We start from the raw sequence: 15,499 nt of genomic DNA on the forward strand, positions 1-15,499 counted from the left end.
CTTTGGGAAAAGTGCGTGGCATGTACTACGAGCGGGGAAAGTCTGCCCCCTGAACCTTTCATGAAGCGACTGCATGTCACGCTGGGCGCGTCGAAGCCTCCCACGGGGTGTCCGGTCCCGCCGGTCAGCAACCGACGCCAGGCGTTGCCTCTGACGCTTCGGACTCGCTTTTTTTTCGCAGCACTTCGCCGGTCTCCCGCAACTCACTGCGTCCGACCACATCATCCGGGCCCGGACTCCGGTCGCACGCCGGGCACCCGGGTTTCATTTCCGCAAACAGTCGGTCTTCTCCGTCGTACGTCCCGGTATGGGTCAACCCGCGCAGCCACGCCTTATGCCAACCGTTTGAAAAAACGCCTGCGTCTATTGTTTCGATGAGGGCTCCGCGATGTCCGCATGGGCATTCGAGGTAAGTGAAGATCCGCGTTTTCATGAAGGCCTCCCGCCGGTTTCCATCAAGCGCAGCATGAATCGGGCCACCAAATAATTCACGAATCCGCGGTGCGCGAGCATCTTTGCGCTATCCAGCTCTGCGCTCCGCTTGATTTCCCGTAACCGGTACAAAGCGGCGGCCAGTACGGCGAAGGCGCGCTGCGCGTTGGCGGCCAAACAGTCGGCTATTACAGCACGGCTGGCGGTTCGTTCGGTCTGCAAATCGGCGCGCAGTCCAAAGCAATCATTTTCCTGTTCATGACACAGGATGCGCTCGACCGCTTCCGCAACAGCGATGGCTGGGCAGTCGGCGCCGACGCGACGGTCGCCGTGGTGAAAGTCGGGGCGAACGGCAATATCGATACGTCAACCGCGACCGCGCCGGTACAGGCCTTGGTGCTGACCAATGCCGGGCTGATGGCCGGCGTGTCGCCGGAAGGCACCAAGGTCACGCGGCTCAGGATCTGACACGCTGAGTCCTGATGGTCCAGGCGACGCGTATCTGAATTCGGGCAACGCTTTCAGCGAGTCCCGGAGGGTGCCCGGCAAACGCATCTGTTTATCGACGACGTGCAGACTGTCAAATGGCACCGCGACCTGGTGGGTGCCGGGAGCGGGAATACCACCGACGGACAGAATGGCGTACATCCCACTATCTTTGGGATTCACAACCAGATCGTCGATCGTTCCGATCGTGTCCATGCTTTCGTTGTAGACGATTGAGCCGATGACTCTGGAGGCCCATTATCCGGACGCCAGGTGAACGACGTCGACGCGGGTCGTGGTGATCGACTGCACCGTCCCCTGGGCCTGCAGGGTGTCGGTGGCAAACGCGGTGGCAAGCATAACCGAGCAGGTGACGATGGCGAACTTCATATCAAACTCGCTACGTGTCAGTCAGTCAACGAAGGAACGAATGGGGCCCGCAGGCGCGATCGTGCCGTTCGCGGTGAAAGCATCGTGCTCACCGCCCGCGCTCCCATCATTCTCATGTTAGCGCCTCGTTGCGGCGACCGGACGATCGTCATGTCTGGGGCGCGCCAATTGTGCCACGCAATGCAATTGCGCACTGCCGATGTACTCACTTCCCGATCCTGCCGGGATGGAGACGATGACGGGGCGCGGCGGCAACGGCGCAGCGAGGCACCGTCGCCAAGAACGAAGGGTAGACACTGTAGCGTGCCGGCATCAACGGATGTGCGAGAAAGAAAGCTCTGGAGCTTATGACGGTGGCGCGTGAGCGCAACTCACGCAAAATCGCGCCCCGTGGTCGACTCGACCGCGACCGCACGACAGCGTATCGCGTTCACCGTGGGTTCCTTGTCCGACCTCCGGCATGGGAATTGCGGCGAATAGAACGCGGGCTCACACCTTCCGGTGCTAACGACCGCTTCGCATTTGGGGAGACTGTCATGCGAGTTGCGACGAGAGGAATGTTGATTTCAGCATTATTTGTCGGTATATCAGGGTCCGTCTACGCACAAGGTGCGGGCGGCGGCGGGGCGGCCGGGGGGCAAGGCGGCACGGGGATGAGCAAACCGAACGCAAGTGGTTCAACCGATACTGTGTCGGGCGCGTCCGGGGCGAATAGCATGGCACCCGCTGGTTCTACTCCGCACAAGAAGATGCACAAGAAGTCCAGCGCAGCCACGCCGGCCTCGGCCGCCAATCCGGGTTCGGGTGGCAGTTGAAAGGTAGGCTTTGACGATGTCTGGCGGTCGCGCGTATTGCGGTTTCAGGCATAGTGAGATGACGCCGACCGCCGGTGTAATGCTTCCGATTGATGAGTAGCTTGTTAGGAGCATCGACCCCGCTCGTCCCGACGTTGGCGTTCGCCGCCGCGACCAAACACCGTTTGCTTCGAGGATTCTCCCTCTACTGAAGCACGCTCTGGTTAGCTCATCGGCCCTGTCACCACCCATGCGACTACGGTCAGGCCAGGCAAAAGGCGACCGGTGAACCGGCCCAACAGGTGACCAGACTCGCGAACTTGTCGAACGCGCGGGCATGCCATCCTTCTGATGTCGGAACTTCGTCGAGGAGTTGCAACTATCGACGTTCGTATGCTCGGCACGGGCGGATTTGAGGTCGCACGCGCTGTTCAGCAAAGCATCGCCGAGCTGAAGCATTACCAGCCGTTAGCCGTGGCCTTAGGGTAGCATCGCCGTGCCGCCTATGATGGGCCGAGGAATTCCCCCGTCCGAAGAGGGAGGAGCTTTGAATACTGCAACCATCAAAAACCTGCGCCCAACCCAACTGACGCACGGTCTGCGCGAAATACGTCAGAAGACCCGGTTTTATCGATCGCTTTCCGGCCATGACCTTGAGATGGCAATAGCGGAAAAGCCTGTTCCTGTTGTATTGGGTCCTGGTGGTTCGCCTTTTGCGATTGATCATCATCACGTCGCGACCGCTTTGTGGCGTGCCGGGATCAAGACGATGCCGGCAGTGCTGGTTGCCGACTTGTCGTCGCTGTCCTACCGGGAGTTCTGGCTGTCAATGGAAAACCAGCGCTGGACCTACCCGTACGACGCCAGAGGTCAGCGCAGAAACTTCGCGGATATGCCGGACCACGTCTGGGCGTTAGCCGACGACGAATATCGCAGCCTCGCGGCGTCGGTTCGGGACGCTGGCGGCTACGAAAAGACGACGGTGCCCCTCGAAGAGTTCCGGTGGGCGGACCTGTTTCGCACCTATCTTCCGTATCCCGGAACTGACGAAGAATTTGCTTCCGTAGAACGACAGGCGTTGAAGTTGGCAAAGAGTTCAGTCGCGGAGGGGTTGCCGGGCTACATCGGCGAGACCCGTTCCTGAGACAACTGCAAGCTACGAAGTGTCACTCCAGGACGGGGTAATTTCCTGCTGCGCCCATTGGGCTCGGGCATGCCCATCATCCGCCGGAATGTGTCGTTCAGGAGGAGACAGATATGCAAATACTCACTGCACTTTTCGGAGAGGGAAACGATCTTTCTTCATTACAGATGGCGATGCGCGCGGCGGCTACGTTTTTTGCCGCTCTGGTCTTCATTCGGATATCGGGGCGACGTTCCTTCGGACAGCGCTCGCCTTTCGATTATGTTGTTGCCATTCTGCTCGGTGCGACACTGAGCCGAGCTATTGTTGGTGCGTCGCCCGCTGTCCCGACCCTTGTCGCGTCGCTTGTTATCGTTCTGACCCATCGCGCACTCGCCTGGGCGTGTATTCGCTCTCGGGCGCTGGAATCGTTAGTGGTAGGGGTTGAGCGAGAGGTCTACGGTGACGGCAGATTTAACGAACGTGAGATGCTGGCAGCGTTGATAACCCGAACCGATGTCCTTGAGACAGTTCGCCAGGAACTCGGCTCCGATGCCCTCGACCGGGTGAAAAGTGCGATTCTCGAGCGCAACGGCGAGATAAGTATTATCCGAAAGACGGACCCTTCGCGACCGTAAGCGCTCGGCGCTGAGGGTTCGCGCTGCCTGCAGTCTGCGGAGCTGAAACTTTCGAGACACACGTCTGCCTGCGAGTGGATCGTCCGACTGTGTGATCGCGTATTCTTGTTCGTTGCGCCGCGGGTTCGCTTACTCCTCGGCGTATTCAACCGTCAGCCACGCGCGATGGGTGTGCGGCAGGCGGCGTTCGAGCACACCTGGCAATTGCAGCACGTTTAGGCCGAGCGCGGTATTGGCCCCCCCCCCGCCAGCGCGATCTGACCACCACCAGCGCATAGTCCGATCACGGTGACGAACCACAGTGTCGCGGCGGTCGTCACACCCATAATGAGACCGTCCTTGCGCAGATTTGCACCCGCACCGGTGAAACCGACGCCGGTCAGGATGCGAAGAGCAGGCGCATTTAATCTAGCACTGCGAACGAATTATCCGGATTGCCGGTCTGCGGCGGCAAAGCGTTCACCTGAACCATTGCGATACGCGCGGCAAGGCAAACCAGCAGGGTCGTGCGCAAACCTGCAGCCTTGCACGATTCGCCGCGATTCAGGCCGATCGCGGTGCCAGGCGACGAGCGCCACAGCGAACCGGATCGCGAAGTCTTGCCAGCCGGGGACGAGCGGCATCGGTTGCATGGTAGTGGGGCTCTCTACTGGGCGGTCGATTGACGCCTCGCATACTGGTGGTTGCCGATCGGCTACCGCGAGCCGGACAAGTCAGACAGAGGACACGCAAGGCACATGCCAAACCGATTCGTCAGTGTTTTCGGACTTCGGGAATACGGATTGCTCTGCCAGATCATGGCCTCCTCGAGTCGTTCACGCTTGCACTTGAAGCAACCCGGTGCACGGCGCGTGCCGGTCGCATAGTCCGCGGCGTCGAGCAGGAAGAGCGGCTCAAGAACATGAACGACGAATCAGCAATGGCGCGACATAAGGCGGATGTTTCCGACGGCGACTTCGAGATTTACGCGAGCTACCATGGCACTGGCGACGGTCGATATATGGGCAGCCTCAGGGTGATCAGGAAGTCTGACCGGAAGATTCTGTTCCCGTTCGACGGCGCGCCGCAGATCGGACCTTTCGCGACGCCGGCGGAAGCGCGTGAGGCGGCAGTGGAGTATGGCCGCAAGATCGTTGCGGCAGACCGGGCTGTGCCCGAAGAGTAACGCCTCTGATGGTACGCGGCATACGTGGCGGCTCTGGCATGTAAGCGCACGATTCGAGGACGTCGTGCCCGAGGTCGATCCGGTATTCAACCTGGTCGGCGGCGAAACGCAGACGCGCTCGTGGAACGGGGTTGCGAAAGGCGGCGCGCTGATTTCGATGCTCGCCGAACCGTCGCAAACCGAAGCGTCCCGCCGTGGCGTGCGCCGCGAACGCTTCACGGCGCGACCCGATGGCGGCCAACCAATCGCAATCTCCGCGTTGATCGACAAGGGCCATATACGCGGACACAACCGCCTTCGCTTCCCGATCAATTCCGCAAAGCGGTGATACGGCATGGATGGAATATCCTGCCGCGCAGGCGCAATTCAGCGGGTGGTGAGTCCCTGTTCGGGCGGCGGCCCGGCACCAATGCCAAAAGACTCATACTGGGAGATCACCTGGGCACCGAACAGCAGCAGCGTGGCAAGCCATTCGAGACTGAAGAGGATCACGATGGCAGTCGTCAACGAGCCGTAAACTACGCTGACTTTTGACAACGTGGCGAAATACCAGACCAGCATATGGCGCGTGATTTCCCACAGTAGGGCCGCCGTCACGCCGCCGAACAACGCGTGCCGAAGCACGGGGCGGCCAACCGGCATGACGAGGTAAATCGATGTCAGCACGAAGATTTCTCCTGCCACCCCCAGCAGATACAGCAGCGCGCGCGAAAATCCCTGCAGCGAAACATGGCGGCCGAACAGATCGATACCTTGCGCGCCGACCGCCTGCAAGCCAGTGGAAACAAACGTGACTATCAGCAGGCCGACGCCGAGAAAGAGGATGTAGCAATACGGCAGCAGTGCCGACAGCATGAAATGCCGCCGGCGGATCGCCACCCGATGCACGAAGATCACCGACATCGCGTTCTCCAACACGGTGAAAGCAAGCGAGCTGAAGAAGAACATCGTCACGAGCAGCACCCAACTGATCACCGCGCGGTGCGCGAGGAAATTAGCGAGTTCATGGACGAGCGCGTCGGCCTGGCCCGGCACCAGCCAGCGCAGCAAACGTGCAAGCGTGTTGAGCAGAAGGCGCTGGTCCACCACGTGCGACAGCACAATGACAATCAGGATCAGAAGCGGAACAATCGAAAGGAGAGCGTAGTAAGCTACGGCGCCCGCCAGCAACATGCCCTGATTGGCGCGAAAGGCCTTCAGCGTCTGCAACAGGAAAGCGCCCGGATGGCGTGCAATGCTGCGCGCGCGGTGCAGCGTATCGACGCTCATGGCTGCGGCGCGAGCGCCGAAACGCGCGCAGTGGGCGCAACGGGCACGGCGGGTGGCGGATGGTCGACAGGCATGAAGGGCTCCTTGTTGGAATGGCGGGTGGACTGAACACAGCGGCCGAGGCAGTTCGCCTGAGTTACCTGTCGGACCCGTGGCGCTCGTGCACAAACTCGCCCGCGTGGCGCAGACCCGAGACGATGGCGCTGTATGTGCGCTCACGCGTGGCGGCATCGGGTGCGCGCAGCGCGAACGACGGGAGATAGGTCGTCACCACGAGCCGTTCTCCATGTACGACCACGTTGCCGAGCGCGTCCCGCGGATGCGCATTGCGGTCTTTCAGCACGGTGACGCCCAACGCGACAATCACCCGCGCGCCCACCGTAGTCAGTTCCTGTTCGAGCCAATGGCCGTACACATCGATTTCGCGTTACGCCGGCTCTTGTCCAAAAGTTCGACGCTCATAACCAAGCAAGCCGCGTTCCGCGTTCGCATGGCGGCTTCGGTGCCGCATGGGCGCGTGCTCGTACTCGACGATTACCCGGGGGCATCCGACGCGCTGCGATTGCTGCTGGACGCCGATGGCTTCGAGTGCCTGTGGTTTGAAAAATTTGCGAGGGGCAGGCCATTGGGCGCAGCCGTCGCGAGACTTCTCGCCGCTCGTCGCCGAAGGCGAGCCCCCGCGCCTACTCAGGCGCGTACTTGAATTCGGGCAGCGCCTCCACGGACTTCTTCGTTGCGTCCGGCAGGATGAGCTGCCGCCGGTCGATCTGGAGATCGCGGAAGGGCACCGCCACCAGATGCTTGCCCATCCCCAGAAAGCCTCCCACGGACAGAATCGCGTAAGTGCTGCTGTCATTCGGCGCTACGACGAGGTCGTCCACTGTCCCGATCTTGTCCTTTTCGCGGTTATAGACGGTTGCGCCTTCGAGCTTGGAGGCTCGGTATCCAGCGGAGAGTTGGACGACATCGGTCCGCTTCTCCGTAATGGATTGAGGCACACCTTGAGCCAGGGCACCTGTGGTGAAAATCGCGGCGAGCAGTCCTGCGGAAACAAGCGTGGTCACTCGTTGAATCATGGTGTTCACCTTCTGTCGGCTAGCGCATGTACAGTGGCAGACGCAAAAATCATGCCGCGCGCTGCTACTGTTCCCGCTGTCGGCGTTAAGCCGCCCAACCTGGCTAGTATTGGACAAACTGGAGGAACGATTGACCATCGACGATGCCGCGCGCGAAGCTTAACGACGTGCCCAGGTGGCAGGACCCAGCAAGAAACAGCGTTTTCTGCACGCCACGTTGCCGCCGCGCAGTCTGTTGCAAACGGCAAGTCGTGCGAGCACGGGGCGGGTTGGCATTGCCTTCACCTTTTTTCTTTCCATTGCAGATCCGCTCGCTCTCGACGCAACGGCAGTAGTAGCTGAAGTGGCCGACGTCGGGAAATCGCGTGATGCTCCCTGTCTCGAGCATGATGGTTGCGGCAAGCGAGTCGCCGATGCCTGGCGTGGTCTTGAGGACGCGAAACTCCGAGCGCAATTTTACTTTCTGATGAAGAATGGCTTCGAGGGAGGGAATCTCCCCGCGTAGCGTGCGCAAGACCGCCAGGTTCGCCATCAGCGCGCGCTCGACGTAAAGCGGCAGCGTGAGTGCCCGCACCGCGGCGTCGTCGAGACGTTATATGTGTTCACCATTGATGCGCAGGTTCAACTGTCTGGCCAGCAGGCTTTCGATACTCAGGATGTGCAGGGTGCGTTGCTGTACAAGCTGCATGCGCTTGCGTGCCAGGTCGTGCAAAGAGGTAGCGCTTCGATTCCGTCGCCCGCCGTTTTCACTTCGAACTGTTCGGACTCGAAAAATAGCCCGACCGCAGCACACGCGGAGTGGTCATCATCTGCTAGCAGAAGTTTCTTTGACAGGGTATCGCCGTCGGCAATTGACGAGGTGTCAGCGTCCACGTGACCCCTCACGCAACGGGCATTCCCGGCCATCAGCGTTCGGTTTCATTCTATAGCCGTATGTAGCAAAGATTCTCGGCTCATTTGCGTATGGCGCTTTCGCCAATGCTTGCGCGTGCCAGCGACCACGACTGTACGTCGCATCTTCTTCCGTTTCGGTAGCGCGAGCGTCGTGTCGACGTCCTGAAGTCCACGCAATTGCAGATCCGTTGTGCGCGTTCACCCGCTGCGATCGTAAGTTTGCGATCTTCGGAAGAGCGCCGCCTGAATGGGAGGCACGGCCCGGGCCGTTGACGACCGGCGGGCCGTGCAATTCGTTGACCGCATTACGGTGCGGCATGCCGATTGCTCGGAATAAGGTCCGATCCAGTAGGAGTACATCATGACCGCACTTGACCCAAGCATCCAGCAACCGTCAACTGGAACAGGCGCGCACATCGTCGGCATCGCGAGCGGCAACGGCCCCGGCCCATACGTAATGGCCGCAGCCACGCTCGACGGCAACAAGGTCTTCACGTCGGATGGTGAACATGTAGGCAAGATCGCGGACATCATGCTCGATGTGCGCGGCGGCCGCATCGCGTATGCCGTGCTGTCGAGCGGAGGCTTTCTCGGAATGGGCGACACGCTGCACGCTATCCCATGGAGCGCGCTCACGTTGGATACGGACGAGAAGTGCTTCCGCCTGTTCGACATGACCGCGGACAGTATCAAAAACGCGCCCGGATTCGATAAGGACCATTGGCCTTCGATGGTGGACCCCCAGTGGGGTTCTTCGGTGCACGATTACTACAACCGCCGGCCATACTGGATGGCCACGCGGGATGTTGTCGAAGGAGACCCCCGCGACCTTTAACTGCACGGCAAACAGACGGTGGTGTCAGAGGAACTGACATCTCCGCCTCACGTGAACTCGCCACCTGATTCAACTCGAGGGGCTTGATTCAGCCTTCGCACACGGATGCAAGTCGGCGTCCGAGTTGGATCATCGTGACCGACTGAGGCACCAATACACTGCAGCACGCCATGTGCCGACGAGCGAAGACCCAGCGTCGGAAGCGATGCTGCCCCTGGTGCGTCAATGCCCAACGCGATGTGGTGGGCTTCAGATTGTCCGAGATCTTGGAAAGCGGCTAGCCATGCTGTCTGATATGTCATGCCAAATTATCCGAATGAATATTCTGTACTTGATGGCGTTCTGGCCAAGCTGGATCTTCCGTGCCGAAGCGTCAACGCACTCGCGGGGGCGAGCGCAGCGCTGACCGGTTCAGGGTACCGCTTGCCGCTGCCTGGCCGCGGCGCCACGCTGGCGCGCTGGCGTGTCCTGGCGACGATCGCCGGCCGTGACCTGTCGCTCGTAAAAATCTATGAGTCGCACACGGACGCGCTCGCGATTCTTGCCGAATCACGCGCTCCGATGGCGCTCACGCCCGGGGGCATCTGGGCTGTGTGGGCGGCCGAGCCTCCTGACGCAGTCTTGCGGGCGGACCGCGACTGCGATGCGGTAATGACACTCACTGGCACCAAAGCGTGGTGCTCAGGAGCGGCCTTCGTCACCGACGCGCTTGTCACCTGCCGCGACTCGCTCGGGGAAAAATGGCTTGCTGCAGTCCACCTTCGGCAACCCGGTATCCATGTAACCGAACGGGGCTGGCATGCGGTCGGCATGGCAGCAACACAAAGTGTTGAAGTCGAGTTTGACGCCGTGCCCGCAACACCTGTCGGCGTATCGGGCCAGTATCTGAGCCGCCCGGGATTCTGGCAGGGTGCAGCGGGTATTGCGGCCTGCTGGTATGGCGCCGCAGCTGCGCTTGGGAACACCTTGCGTCGCGCGGTCGTGCGTCGCGACGATCCTTACAGGCGCGCACACCTGGGGACGGTCGATGCCGCGCTCACCAGCGCCGCCTCAGTACTGCGCGAGACGGCCGCGTGGATCGACGATAACCCGCACTGCAATGCAATGACAGTCGCGCTTCGTGCCCGCAGCGTGACGGAAGCGGCGGTCTGCACGGTTCTGGAGGCGACAGGACGTGCGTTGGGTGCAACGCCCTTTTGCCGCGACCGCTGGTTTGCGCAGATGAGTGCCGACTTGCCAGTATTTGTGCGGCAGAGCCACGCGGAACATGACCTCGCTGCGCTCGGCCAGTCGGTTGCGCGCGATCACGATGAGTGGTCGCTATGACGACGCGCGTACAGTATTTTGACGACAAGTTCCGACGCGACGATGACCCCTGGCGGTGCAACATCAGTTGGTACGAACGGCGAAAGCGCGCGCTCATGCTGGCCGCACTACCACGCGAGCGTTTTAGGCATGGGTTTGAGCCGGGTTGCGGCAACGGATCAATTGCAGCGGAACTTGCCACGCGCTGCGATCGGCTCTTGTGTTCGGATTTTTCATCGCGTGCGGTAGAGCTCACCCGCCATCGCCTCACTGGCATTCCCGGGGCACGCGTCGAGCAGCTTGAGATGCCTGAGCATTGGCCCCATGAACGATTCGACCTGATCGTGCTCAGCGAACTGGCGTATTACCTCGCGCCACGCAAACTCGCGTCACTCGTCGAGCACGTGCTGTTGTCATTGACAGACGATGGTTACGTAGTGAGTTGCCACTGGCGGTACCCGATCGAACCATGGGCGCAGACAGTTGACGACATATCGAACGCGTTCCGTCGGCCCGGATTACTGCATCGAATGGTTGAACACGTGGAACCGGATTTCACACTCGAACTCTGGTCAAAGTGCGCTCGCTCTGTCGCGCAATGGGAGGGCCTGGTGTGATCGGCATCGCGATGCGAGGAATTAGGCCCCTTGACACGCCGCTGGGTATCGTCGTTCGTCAGCCTACCGTCTGTGGCTGCGCGCGCCCAGCGATCGTGCCGTTACAGTCGCTAAGCAGACGCTGGACGTGCTTGTTGCGAAGAAGACATCATCGATCATGCATTGGACCAGGAACTGGGATCTGATGCGTTGACTGCTCGAAAGACCGGTAAGGTCGACCAGGAATACTTCGTCGCATTCAATTGTGGCTCTGTACCCGAGGTGATCGATCACGGCGCCATCGGTTATATCTGCGAGGACGTTCAGAGTGCCATACGTACGTTGCAACATCTCAACGAACTGTCGCGAACGGAAATACTGGCTCGATTCGAACGGCGCTTCGGTGCCAGGACCATGGCGCAGAAATGCGTCGACAGCTTTGGGGCGCTGCGTCACGGCGGGCAACGCACAGCGATACTGCAAACCGTCACCGGTTGATTCGTGTCTGGACGGAGCTGGGTCTGGAGGGGAGTGCGATCCGCTGGCTATGGGTCACGGGGTTGGCTTCGCAGGGTCAAGGTCACAGATCCCGTTCGTTTGCCGCGACGCATTGGGTTCGCACGGAACGGGTCGAATCTACATTCATGATCGTTATGGTGTTCAGTACACCGACGCTGGAGCCCACCTGGCTGAAAGGCGCCGTAAATCGCTCAAGCGGGAAATATCATTTGTCCGTTCGTGGACGATGGAAGTCTTCCCGACATTACTGGACGGGACGTTCTGCAGTGTGGTCTGCCCGTGCATCCAACCGTTGCCGTTGGACGCGCTCGGATAAGCGCGGTTGCACCGTCGCAACTACTCGGAGGCGCGGTGCCCGTGACTCTAGCCGATCGCATGCCAACGCTTCTTCACGGTTCACTTCATTGCAGCCCGGTACGTTGGGCGTTGTCTATTCCATTCCAGGCCGCCACTCTCACCCGTGCTGCACTGCGGGGGCACGTGCCTTGCTGCCGGTTGGACATAAAAATGATCCCACTCGGCCCAGATCGCGGTTCCGTCCAGCGGCAATCAGGTCGACTGAAGGCAGGTTGTACCGTCTGGCGCCGCGATCAGTCTTTGAAGTCTTTACCCGAGTTCAAGTATGCCTCTGTGTGGCTCCCTGCCGTGAGCTGGCGGAGAACACGACATATCGTTCCGCGTTTGCGCCGTCATTCTGGTCGGTCTCAGCGGATGTGTAGATCAATGTCTTTTATTGAAATTTCAAGGAGATTCTCATGTCCCAGAAACCCTTCCTGACGGACGTCCAGACCTTGCGCAAGCGTGCCCGTCAGCATATCGACGAAGGTGCGGTAACGGCTGGCTACGAGGCGGACCGCGAAACTGTCCTGAAATTACTCAACGACTCGCTGGCCACAGAAATCGTCTGTGTGCTGAGGTACAGGCGCCATCACTTCATGGCAAAGGGACCGGCATCCAAAAGCGTCGCAGATGAGTTTCTGGTCCATTCGAACGAGGAGCAGGGTCATGCCGATCAGATTGCAGAACGCATAGTCCAGTTGGGTGGCGAACCCAACTTTGCACCCGACGGATTGGTGAGCCGGAGCCACGCTGAATATGTGGAAGGCACATCCCTCGTAGACATGATCAAGGAAGACCTTGTCGCTGAGCGCATCGCCATCGACAGTTATCGCGACATCATCCAGTACCTCGGCGAAAAAGACCCGACGACGCGGCGCATGATGGAGGGAATTCTCGCAGTGGAAGAAGAACACGCTGACGACATGGCGGATTTGCTCGGAGGCCTGCCGGCAAAGAGCTGAGCGGACGGCCCACGCAAGAGCGGGGCAAAGTCGATTTCAATCTATCTGTAGGCTCCCAGAACTGGCGGCCCGCGCGTTCAGAGTCGACTGTAGCGCGGTGCCGGCGGGCGAGAGTCCCGACTTGGCCATGGTGCACGTCGTTACGTCGGCCGTATCTGACTACATTCCGGCTAGTGCATATCGGCGGCAATGTTCGAGGTATCCAGCTTCGTGACTACTGACGAGTTCGACAATGCTGTTCCATAGCCAAGGGGGGGCATCAATGGTCTTGGAACGGTTGCGCCTCAACTCTTTCAGCCAGGCCCGGCGGGAGCCGTGATCCATCTGTCGGGCGTGTGCTTTACCGACGATCTGCGCGAGGTAGCGCGCCACATCCATCGCTTCGGCCTGACTGATTTGTTCAACCTCGAGTTTAATGTCCTGCGGAAGTAATTCCCGGATGACCACTGACCGGTCCTGCAATCGGTCTGCGCGCATCCGTTCGCCTAGAAACGGCGACAGGTGGCGCGCCCCTTCAAGGACGCGTTCCGCGTTGTCGCGTGGCATACTTGCGCCCGAGTATCGAGGGGCTGCCGCCTTTATCCCTTCCTTTATATCGACAAGGCAAAGGTCGTCTCCCTCAACCACACCGCCGTCCACGTCGAGTAGCACGGCATAGCGCAGGCGGCCAAGCGAACTACACCCTTTCACCCAATAGGCGGCATCTAGCACGGTCACCTGACCGCTATCACTGCGTCCCCGCAGACTGGTGGCGAGCTGGCTGATGGCACCCTTTTCGAACAATGAGGATATCTGTGCAGCTTCATCCTTCGTGAGGGGCCAGAAACGCTTGCCGAGCGGGATCGTCGGCCTGGTGTCTTCAAGGCGTTCGACTGCCAGGTGCTTCCAGGATCGGCGGACCGCTTCCTTCATGACAACCCGCACGGTCTCTGGCTTTTCGCCAAGATCGAGATGCTTTCCCTTTGCGGCCTTGTCGAACGCGCATTCATATCCATCGGCGAGCGCCTCCATCATATGGACCGTGGTCAGCCCGGGCAGGTCCGAACCACGCGCGGCGGTCGCAAGCGATAGCCCTAGCCGAATCAGATCGTGGGCGGGATTTCCGATAACGGTCTGGTCGAGATCCCGGATCTGAACTTCGACGCGGCCCTGGGCATCCGCAACAGGACCCAGGTTGCCGGTGTGACAGTCTCCGCAGATCCATATCGCGGGGCCCTCGGGCAAAGCTTTATTGTCACTTGCATCAAGCCATTCGTAAAACTGCGTGGTGTTCCCACGGACATAGGCATGGGCTGACCGCGCCATTTTTGCGTTACGTGTGGCAAGCAGGATGGCCTGCCGGCTTTTGAAGTCAGGCAGTTTTACACCCCTTGTACGCTTCTTTTCGTCGGTTTTCTTTTTGGCCATGGCGTGATCTCGAGATAAATTGGACGTGGTCCAGAGGCATCGCTTGTTGGATAGAATGCACCAAAAGTTATTGGCGCGCGCGGGCCCGGTATGTCAGGGAGATTGTGCTTAATTCGTGTCCGGCGATATTTCGCTCACTCGCGTGGCAGTTGGCTCACAACCCGCTTCCTTACCCGACCGTTCCGCAAAGTCGCCGGCTGGGCGTTCCGGGCAAGCTTCAGCCCTTCAAGGGCGACAGAGTCGTAGTACTCGACAAGGGGCATTTCCTTCAACAATGTCTCGGCTTGCTGGAGCGCTTCCTGGGGATCGTCTGCCAGTATCCGTTGATAGAAGTTGGTCGGCGGAGTGAGCGGTGGGCGATCCCCGAAAAGCACGTCGATGAATTCCAGTTTCTCGATACAGGTGGCAACCGCCAGAACGATGCCGGTGGTCTCAAGGGGGTTGACGACTGGCGATAGGAATTGCTGTGCCAGGGAGATGGGCGACGCAGGCGGCTCGTGGACCTCCACGGGCATCGGTGCTTTTTCAGCCGGTCGCGCCGACACGGGACTGCCTCCGCCGTTTGCCCTGGTAGGACGCGAGAGACGCTTGAGCGCGTTTGATGCGGTCTCGAGAAACGCGTCGGCTCGTCCAACTGTCGACTCTTGCACACGCGCGATCTTTTTTCTATGGCGGCCTGGTACTGAGGTGCCTCGGTCGCGAGTTGGGCGATCTGGGCGCCGAGCAGGGTTCCTACACCTGCGATCAGAGTCAACGCCAAAAGGACCGCAACTACAACAGAAGGTAGTTGTCCCTGTTTCAGACGCCGAAGCAAATCGACCAACGGTGCCGCAAGAAAGCTGAGCAGGACCGCAAGCGTGATTGGGACTAGAACGACCCGTTCAAGATCCAGGGCGAAAATTACAACGACGGAGGTAACAAGGGACGTCAACGCTCGGAGATGGGGGGCATCCGTAGGCGCCACCTTTGTCGCTGGCCATCGTGGCGGATTCGGAGTCATCTAAGCTTGCAGGAGGGGTATAACGCGCTATTACACGTTCTATCCGGCATAGAACGGGTCTGGCGGTCTGGTACGTATTCGGTTCCGACTGGGCCGGAAATGGCAGGCCATGGACACTGCCTTTCTGTGTCTCGCGGTGGGACACGGATTACAAATCGGGTCAACCGGTACCAACATGAGAGAACCGCGTGGCTTACGAACGAACCTCGTTGCAATCGGGCAAGGGCGCTCAGAGAGCGGGAGCGAACCATCCCGATCGGATTTTCACG

17 protein-coding genes and 4 pseudogenes are annotated in these 15,499 nt (G+C 60.1%); 11 read left to right on the forward strand and 10 right to left on the reverse strand.

From position 1 onward, the window contains the following. Positions 1–567: 567 nt before the first annotated feature. Positions 568–900 (forward strand): annotated as a pseudogene (locus tag M0D64_RS33875) (YSC84-related protein); the annotation flags it as partial. Here the strand turns inward: M0D64_RS33875 and M0D64_RS33880 are convergent. Beyond that, the gene (locus M0D64_RS33880; RefSeq protein WP_266261075.1) at positions 799–1,161 is read right to left on the reverse strand and encodes a PRC-barrel domain-containing protein; all 363 of its coding nucleotides are present in this window, start codon (positions 1,159–1,161) and stop codon (positions 799–801) included. The pseudogene M0D64_RS33875 and the gene M0D64_RS33880 overlap by 102 nt on opposite strands. Before the next feature lie 15 nt (positions 1,162–1,176). Continuing rightward, positions 1,177–1,308: a hypothetical protein gene (locus M0D64_RS33885; protein ID WP_257020617.1), complete on the reverse strand. Its 132-nt coding sequence runs from the start codon at positions 1,306–1,308 to the stop codon at positions 1,177–1,179. Between the two features lie 1,341 nt (positions 1,309–2,649). On the opposite strand from M0D64_RS33885, the gene M0D64_RS33890 reads away from it, so the two are divergent. Together M0D64_RS33890 and M0D64_RS33895 are read left to right on the forward strand one after the other, a co-directional pair. Next, positions 2,650–3,246 carry a ParB/Srx family N-terminal domain-containing protein gene (locus tag M0D64_RS33890; RefSeq protein WP_266261012.1) on the forward strand — a complete coding sequence of 199 codons (597 nt, stop codon included), beginning with the start codon at positions 2,650–2,652 and terminating at the stop codon, positions 3,244–3,246. Between the two features lie 113 nt (positions 3,247–3,359). Then, a complete protein-coding gene (locus M0D64_RS33895; protein WP_266261013.1) occupies positions 3,360–3,863 on the forward strand; it encodes a DUF421 domain-containing protein in 504 nt (167 codons plus the stop codon). A gap of 215 nt (positions 3,864–4,078) precedes the next feature. On the opposite strand, the gene M0D64_RS33900 is transcribed toward M0D64_RS33895, so the two are convergent. Beyond that, entirely contained in the window at positions 4,079–4,249 is a 171-nt protein-coding gene (locus tag M0D64_RS33900) for an MgtC/SapB family protein (RefSeq protein WP_308102530.1), read from the reverse strand. Positions 4,250–4,782: 533 nt separating this feature from the next. Here M0D64_RS33900 and M0D64_RS33905 point away from each other — a divergent pair. Together M0D64_RS33905 and M0D64_RS33910 are read left to right on the forward strand one after the other, a co-directional pair. After that, complete coding sequence (locus M0D64_RS33905) at positions 4,783–5,028, forward strand: DUF6723 family protein (RefSeq protein ID WP_266261077.1); 246 nt, start codon at positions 4,783–4,785, stop codon at positions 5,026–5,028. Positions 5,029–5,092: 64 nt separating this feature from the next. After that, positions 5,093–5,356 carry a zinc-binding dehydrogenase gene (locus M0D64_RS33910; protein ID WP_323135789.1) on the forward strand — a complete coding sequence of 88 codons (264 nt, stop codon included), beginning with the start codon at positions 5,093–5,095 and terminating at the stop codon, positions 5,354–5,356. Between the two features lie 38 nt (positions 5,357–5,394). Here the strand turns inward: M0D64_RS33910 and M0D64_RS33915 are convergent, their stop codons facing one another. Together M0D64_RS33915 and M0D64_RS33920 are read right to left on the reverse strand one after the other, a co-directional pair. Then, the gene (locus M0D64_RS33915) at positions 5,395–6,297 is read right to left on the reverse strand and encodes a YihY/virulence factor BrkB family protein (protein ID WP_171927255.1); all 903 of its coding nucleotides are present in this window, start codon (positions 6,295–6,297) and stop codon (positions 5,395–5,397) included. A gap of 136 nt (positions 6,298–6,433) precedes the next feature. Then, positions 6,434–6,712: a hypothetical protein gene (locus M0D64_RS33920; RefSeq protein WP_266261015.1), complete on the reverse strand. Its 279-nt coding sequence runs from the start codon at positions 6,710–6,712 to the stop codon at positions 6,434–6,436. A 75-nt stretch (positions 6,713–6,787) separates the two neighbouring features. Here M0D64_RS33920 and M0D64_RS33925 point away from each other — a divergent pair. Continuing rightward, a pseudogene (locus tag M0D64_RS33925) lies at positions 6,788–6,889 on the forward strand (response regulator); the annotation flags it as partial. A gap of 91 nt (positions 6,890–6,980) precedes the next feature. On the opposite strand, the gene M0D64_RS33930 reads toward M0D64_RS33925, so the two are convergent. Beyond that, positions 6,981–7,373 (reverse strand): PRC-barrel domain-containing protein, encoded by a 393-nt coding sequence (locus tag M0D64_RS33930; RefSeq protein ID WP_097389062.1) that lies wholly within the window; start codon positions 7,371–7,373, stop codon positions 6,981–6,983. A 103-nt stretch (positions 7,374–7,476) separates the two neighbouring features. Further along, positions 7,477–7,947: a transposase gene (locus M0D64_RS33935; protein ID WP_266261016.1), complete on the reverse strand. Its 471-nt coding sequence runs from the start codon at positions 7,945–7,947 to the stop codon at positions 7,477–7,479. Positions 7,948–8,628: 681 nt separating this feature from the next. Here M0D64_RS33935 and M0D64_RS33940 point away from each other — a divergent pair. From M0D64_RS33940 to M0D64_RS33960, 5 genes and pseudogenes are all read left to right on the forward strand, one after another. Further along, positions 8,629–9,102, forward strand: coding sequence for a PRC-barrel domain-containing protein (locus tag M0D64_RS33940; protein ID WP_266261017.1), 474 nt, complete (start codon positions 8,629–8,631; stop codon positions 9,100–9,102). A gap of 300 nt (positions 9,103–9,402) precedes the next feature. Then, positions 9,403–10,428, forward strand: coding sequence for an acyl-CoA dehydrogenase (locus M0D64_RS33945; protein ID WP_266261018.1), 1,026 nt, complete (start codon positions 9,403–9,405; stop codon positions 10,426–10,428). Then, on the forward strand, positions 10,425–11,024 hold the full coding sequence (locus M0D64_RS33950; protein ID WP_266261019.1) for an SAM-dependent methyltransferase: 600 nt from the start codon (positions 10,425–10,427) through the stop codon (positions 11,022–11,024). Before M0D64_RS33945 ends, M0D64_RS33950 begins: the two co-directional genes overlap by 4 nt. Positions 11,025–11,255: 231 nt before the next feature. Continuing rightward, positions 11,256–11,501 (forward strand): annotated as a pseudogene (locus M0D64_RS33955) (glycosyltransferase family 4 protein); the annotation flags it as partial. Positions 11,502–12,277: 776 nt separating this feature from the next. After that, a complete protein-coding gene (locus M0D64_RS33960) occupies positions 12,278–12,823 on the forward strand; it encodes a bacterioferritin (protein ID WP_097389068.1) in 546 nt (181 codons plus the stop codon). 159 nt (positions 12,824–12,982) lie between these two features. On the opposite strand, the gene M0D64_RS33965 is transcribed toward M0D64_RS33960, so the two are convergent. The 3 genes and pseudogenes from M0D64_RS33965 to M0D64_RS33975 all read right to left on the reverse strand — a co-directional run. Next, entirely contained in the window at positions 12,983–14,230 is a 1,248-nt protein-coding gene (locus tag M0D64_RS33965; RefSeq protein WP_266261021.1) for a DUF2252 domain-containing protein, read from the reverse strand. Between the two features lie 134 nt (positions 14,231–14,364). Continuing rightward, positions 14,365–14,775: a hypothetical protein gene (locus M0D64_RS33970; RefSeq protein WP_266261082.1), complete on the reverse strand. Its 411-nt coding sequence runs from the start codon at positions 14,773–14,775 to the stop codon at positions 14,365–14,367. A gap of 158 nt (positions 14,776–14,933) precedes the next feature. Then, positions 14,934–15,230: pseudogene (locus M0D64_RS33975) on the reverse strand (AI-2E family transporter); the annotation flags it as partial. Between the last annotated feature and the right edge of the window lie 269 nt (positions 15,231–15,499).

Origin of the sequence: Paraburkholderia sp. WS6, assembly GCF_030464835.1 — a bacterium.
Taxonomy (GTDB): domain Bacteria; phylum Pseudomonadota; class Gammaproteobacteria; order Burkholderiales; family Burkholderiaceae; genus Paraburkholderia; species Paraburkholderia madseniana.

Bases quoted from the DNA above. Each gene is read 5' to 3' on its own strand.
- M0D64_RS33885 (WP_257020617.1), bottom strand. From the start codon at position 1,308: ATGAAGTTCGCCATCGTCACCTGCTCGGTTATGCTTGCCACCGCGTTT.
- M0D64_RS33895 (WP_266261013.1), top strand. From the start codon at position 3,360: ATGCAAATACTCACTGCACTTTTCGGAGAGGGAAACGATCTTTCTTCA.
- M0D64_RS33905 (WP_266261077.1), top strand. From the start codon at position 4,783: ATGGCGCGACATAAGGCGGATGTTTCCGACGGCGACTTCGAGATTTAC.
- M0D64_RS33915 (WP_171927255.1), bottom strand. From the start codon at position 6,297: ATGAGCGTCGATACGCTGCACCGCGCGCGCAGCATTGCACGCCATCCG.
- M0D64_RS33930 (WP_097389062.1), bottom strand. From the start codon at position 7,373: ATGATTCAACGAGTGACCACGCTTGTTTCCGCAGGACTGCTCGCCGCG.
- M0D64_RS33940 (WP_266261017.1), top strand. From the start codon at position 8,629: ATGACCGCACTTGACCCAAGCATCCAGCAACCGTCAACTGGAACAGGC.
- M0D64_RS33945 (WP_266261018.1), top strand. From the start codon at position 9,403: ATGCCAAATTATCCGAATGAATATTCTGTACTTGATGGCGTTCTGGCC.
- M0D64_RS33950 (WP_266261019.1), top strand. From the start codon at position 10,425: ATGACGACGCGCGTACAGTATTTTGACGACAAGTTCCGACGCGACGAT.
- M0D64_RS33960 (WP_097389068.1), top strand. From the start codon at position 12,278: ATGTCCCAGAAACCCTTCCTGACGGACGTCCAGACCTTGCGCAAGCGT.
- M0D64_RS33965 (WP_266261021.1), bottom strand. From the start codon at position 14,230: ATGGCCAAAAAGAAAACCGACGAAAAGAAGCGTACAAGGGGTGTAAAA.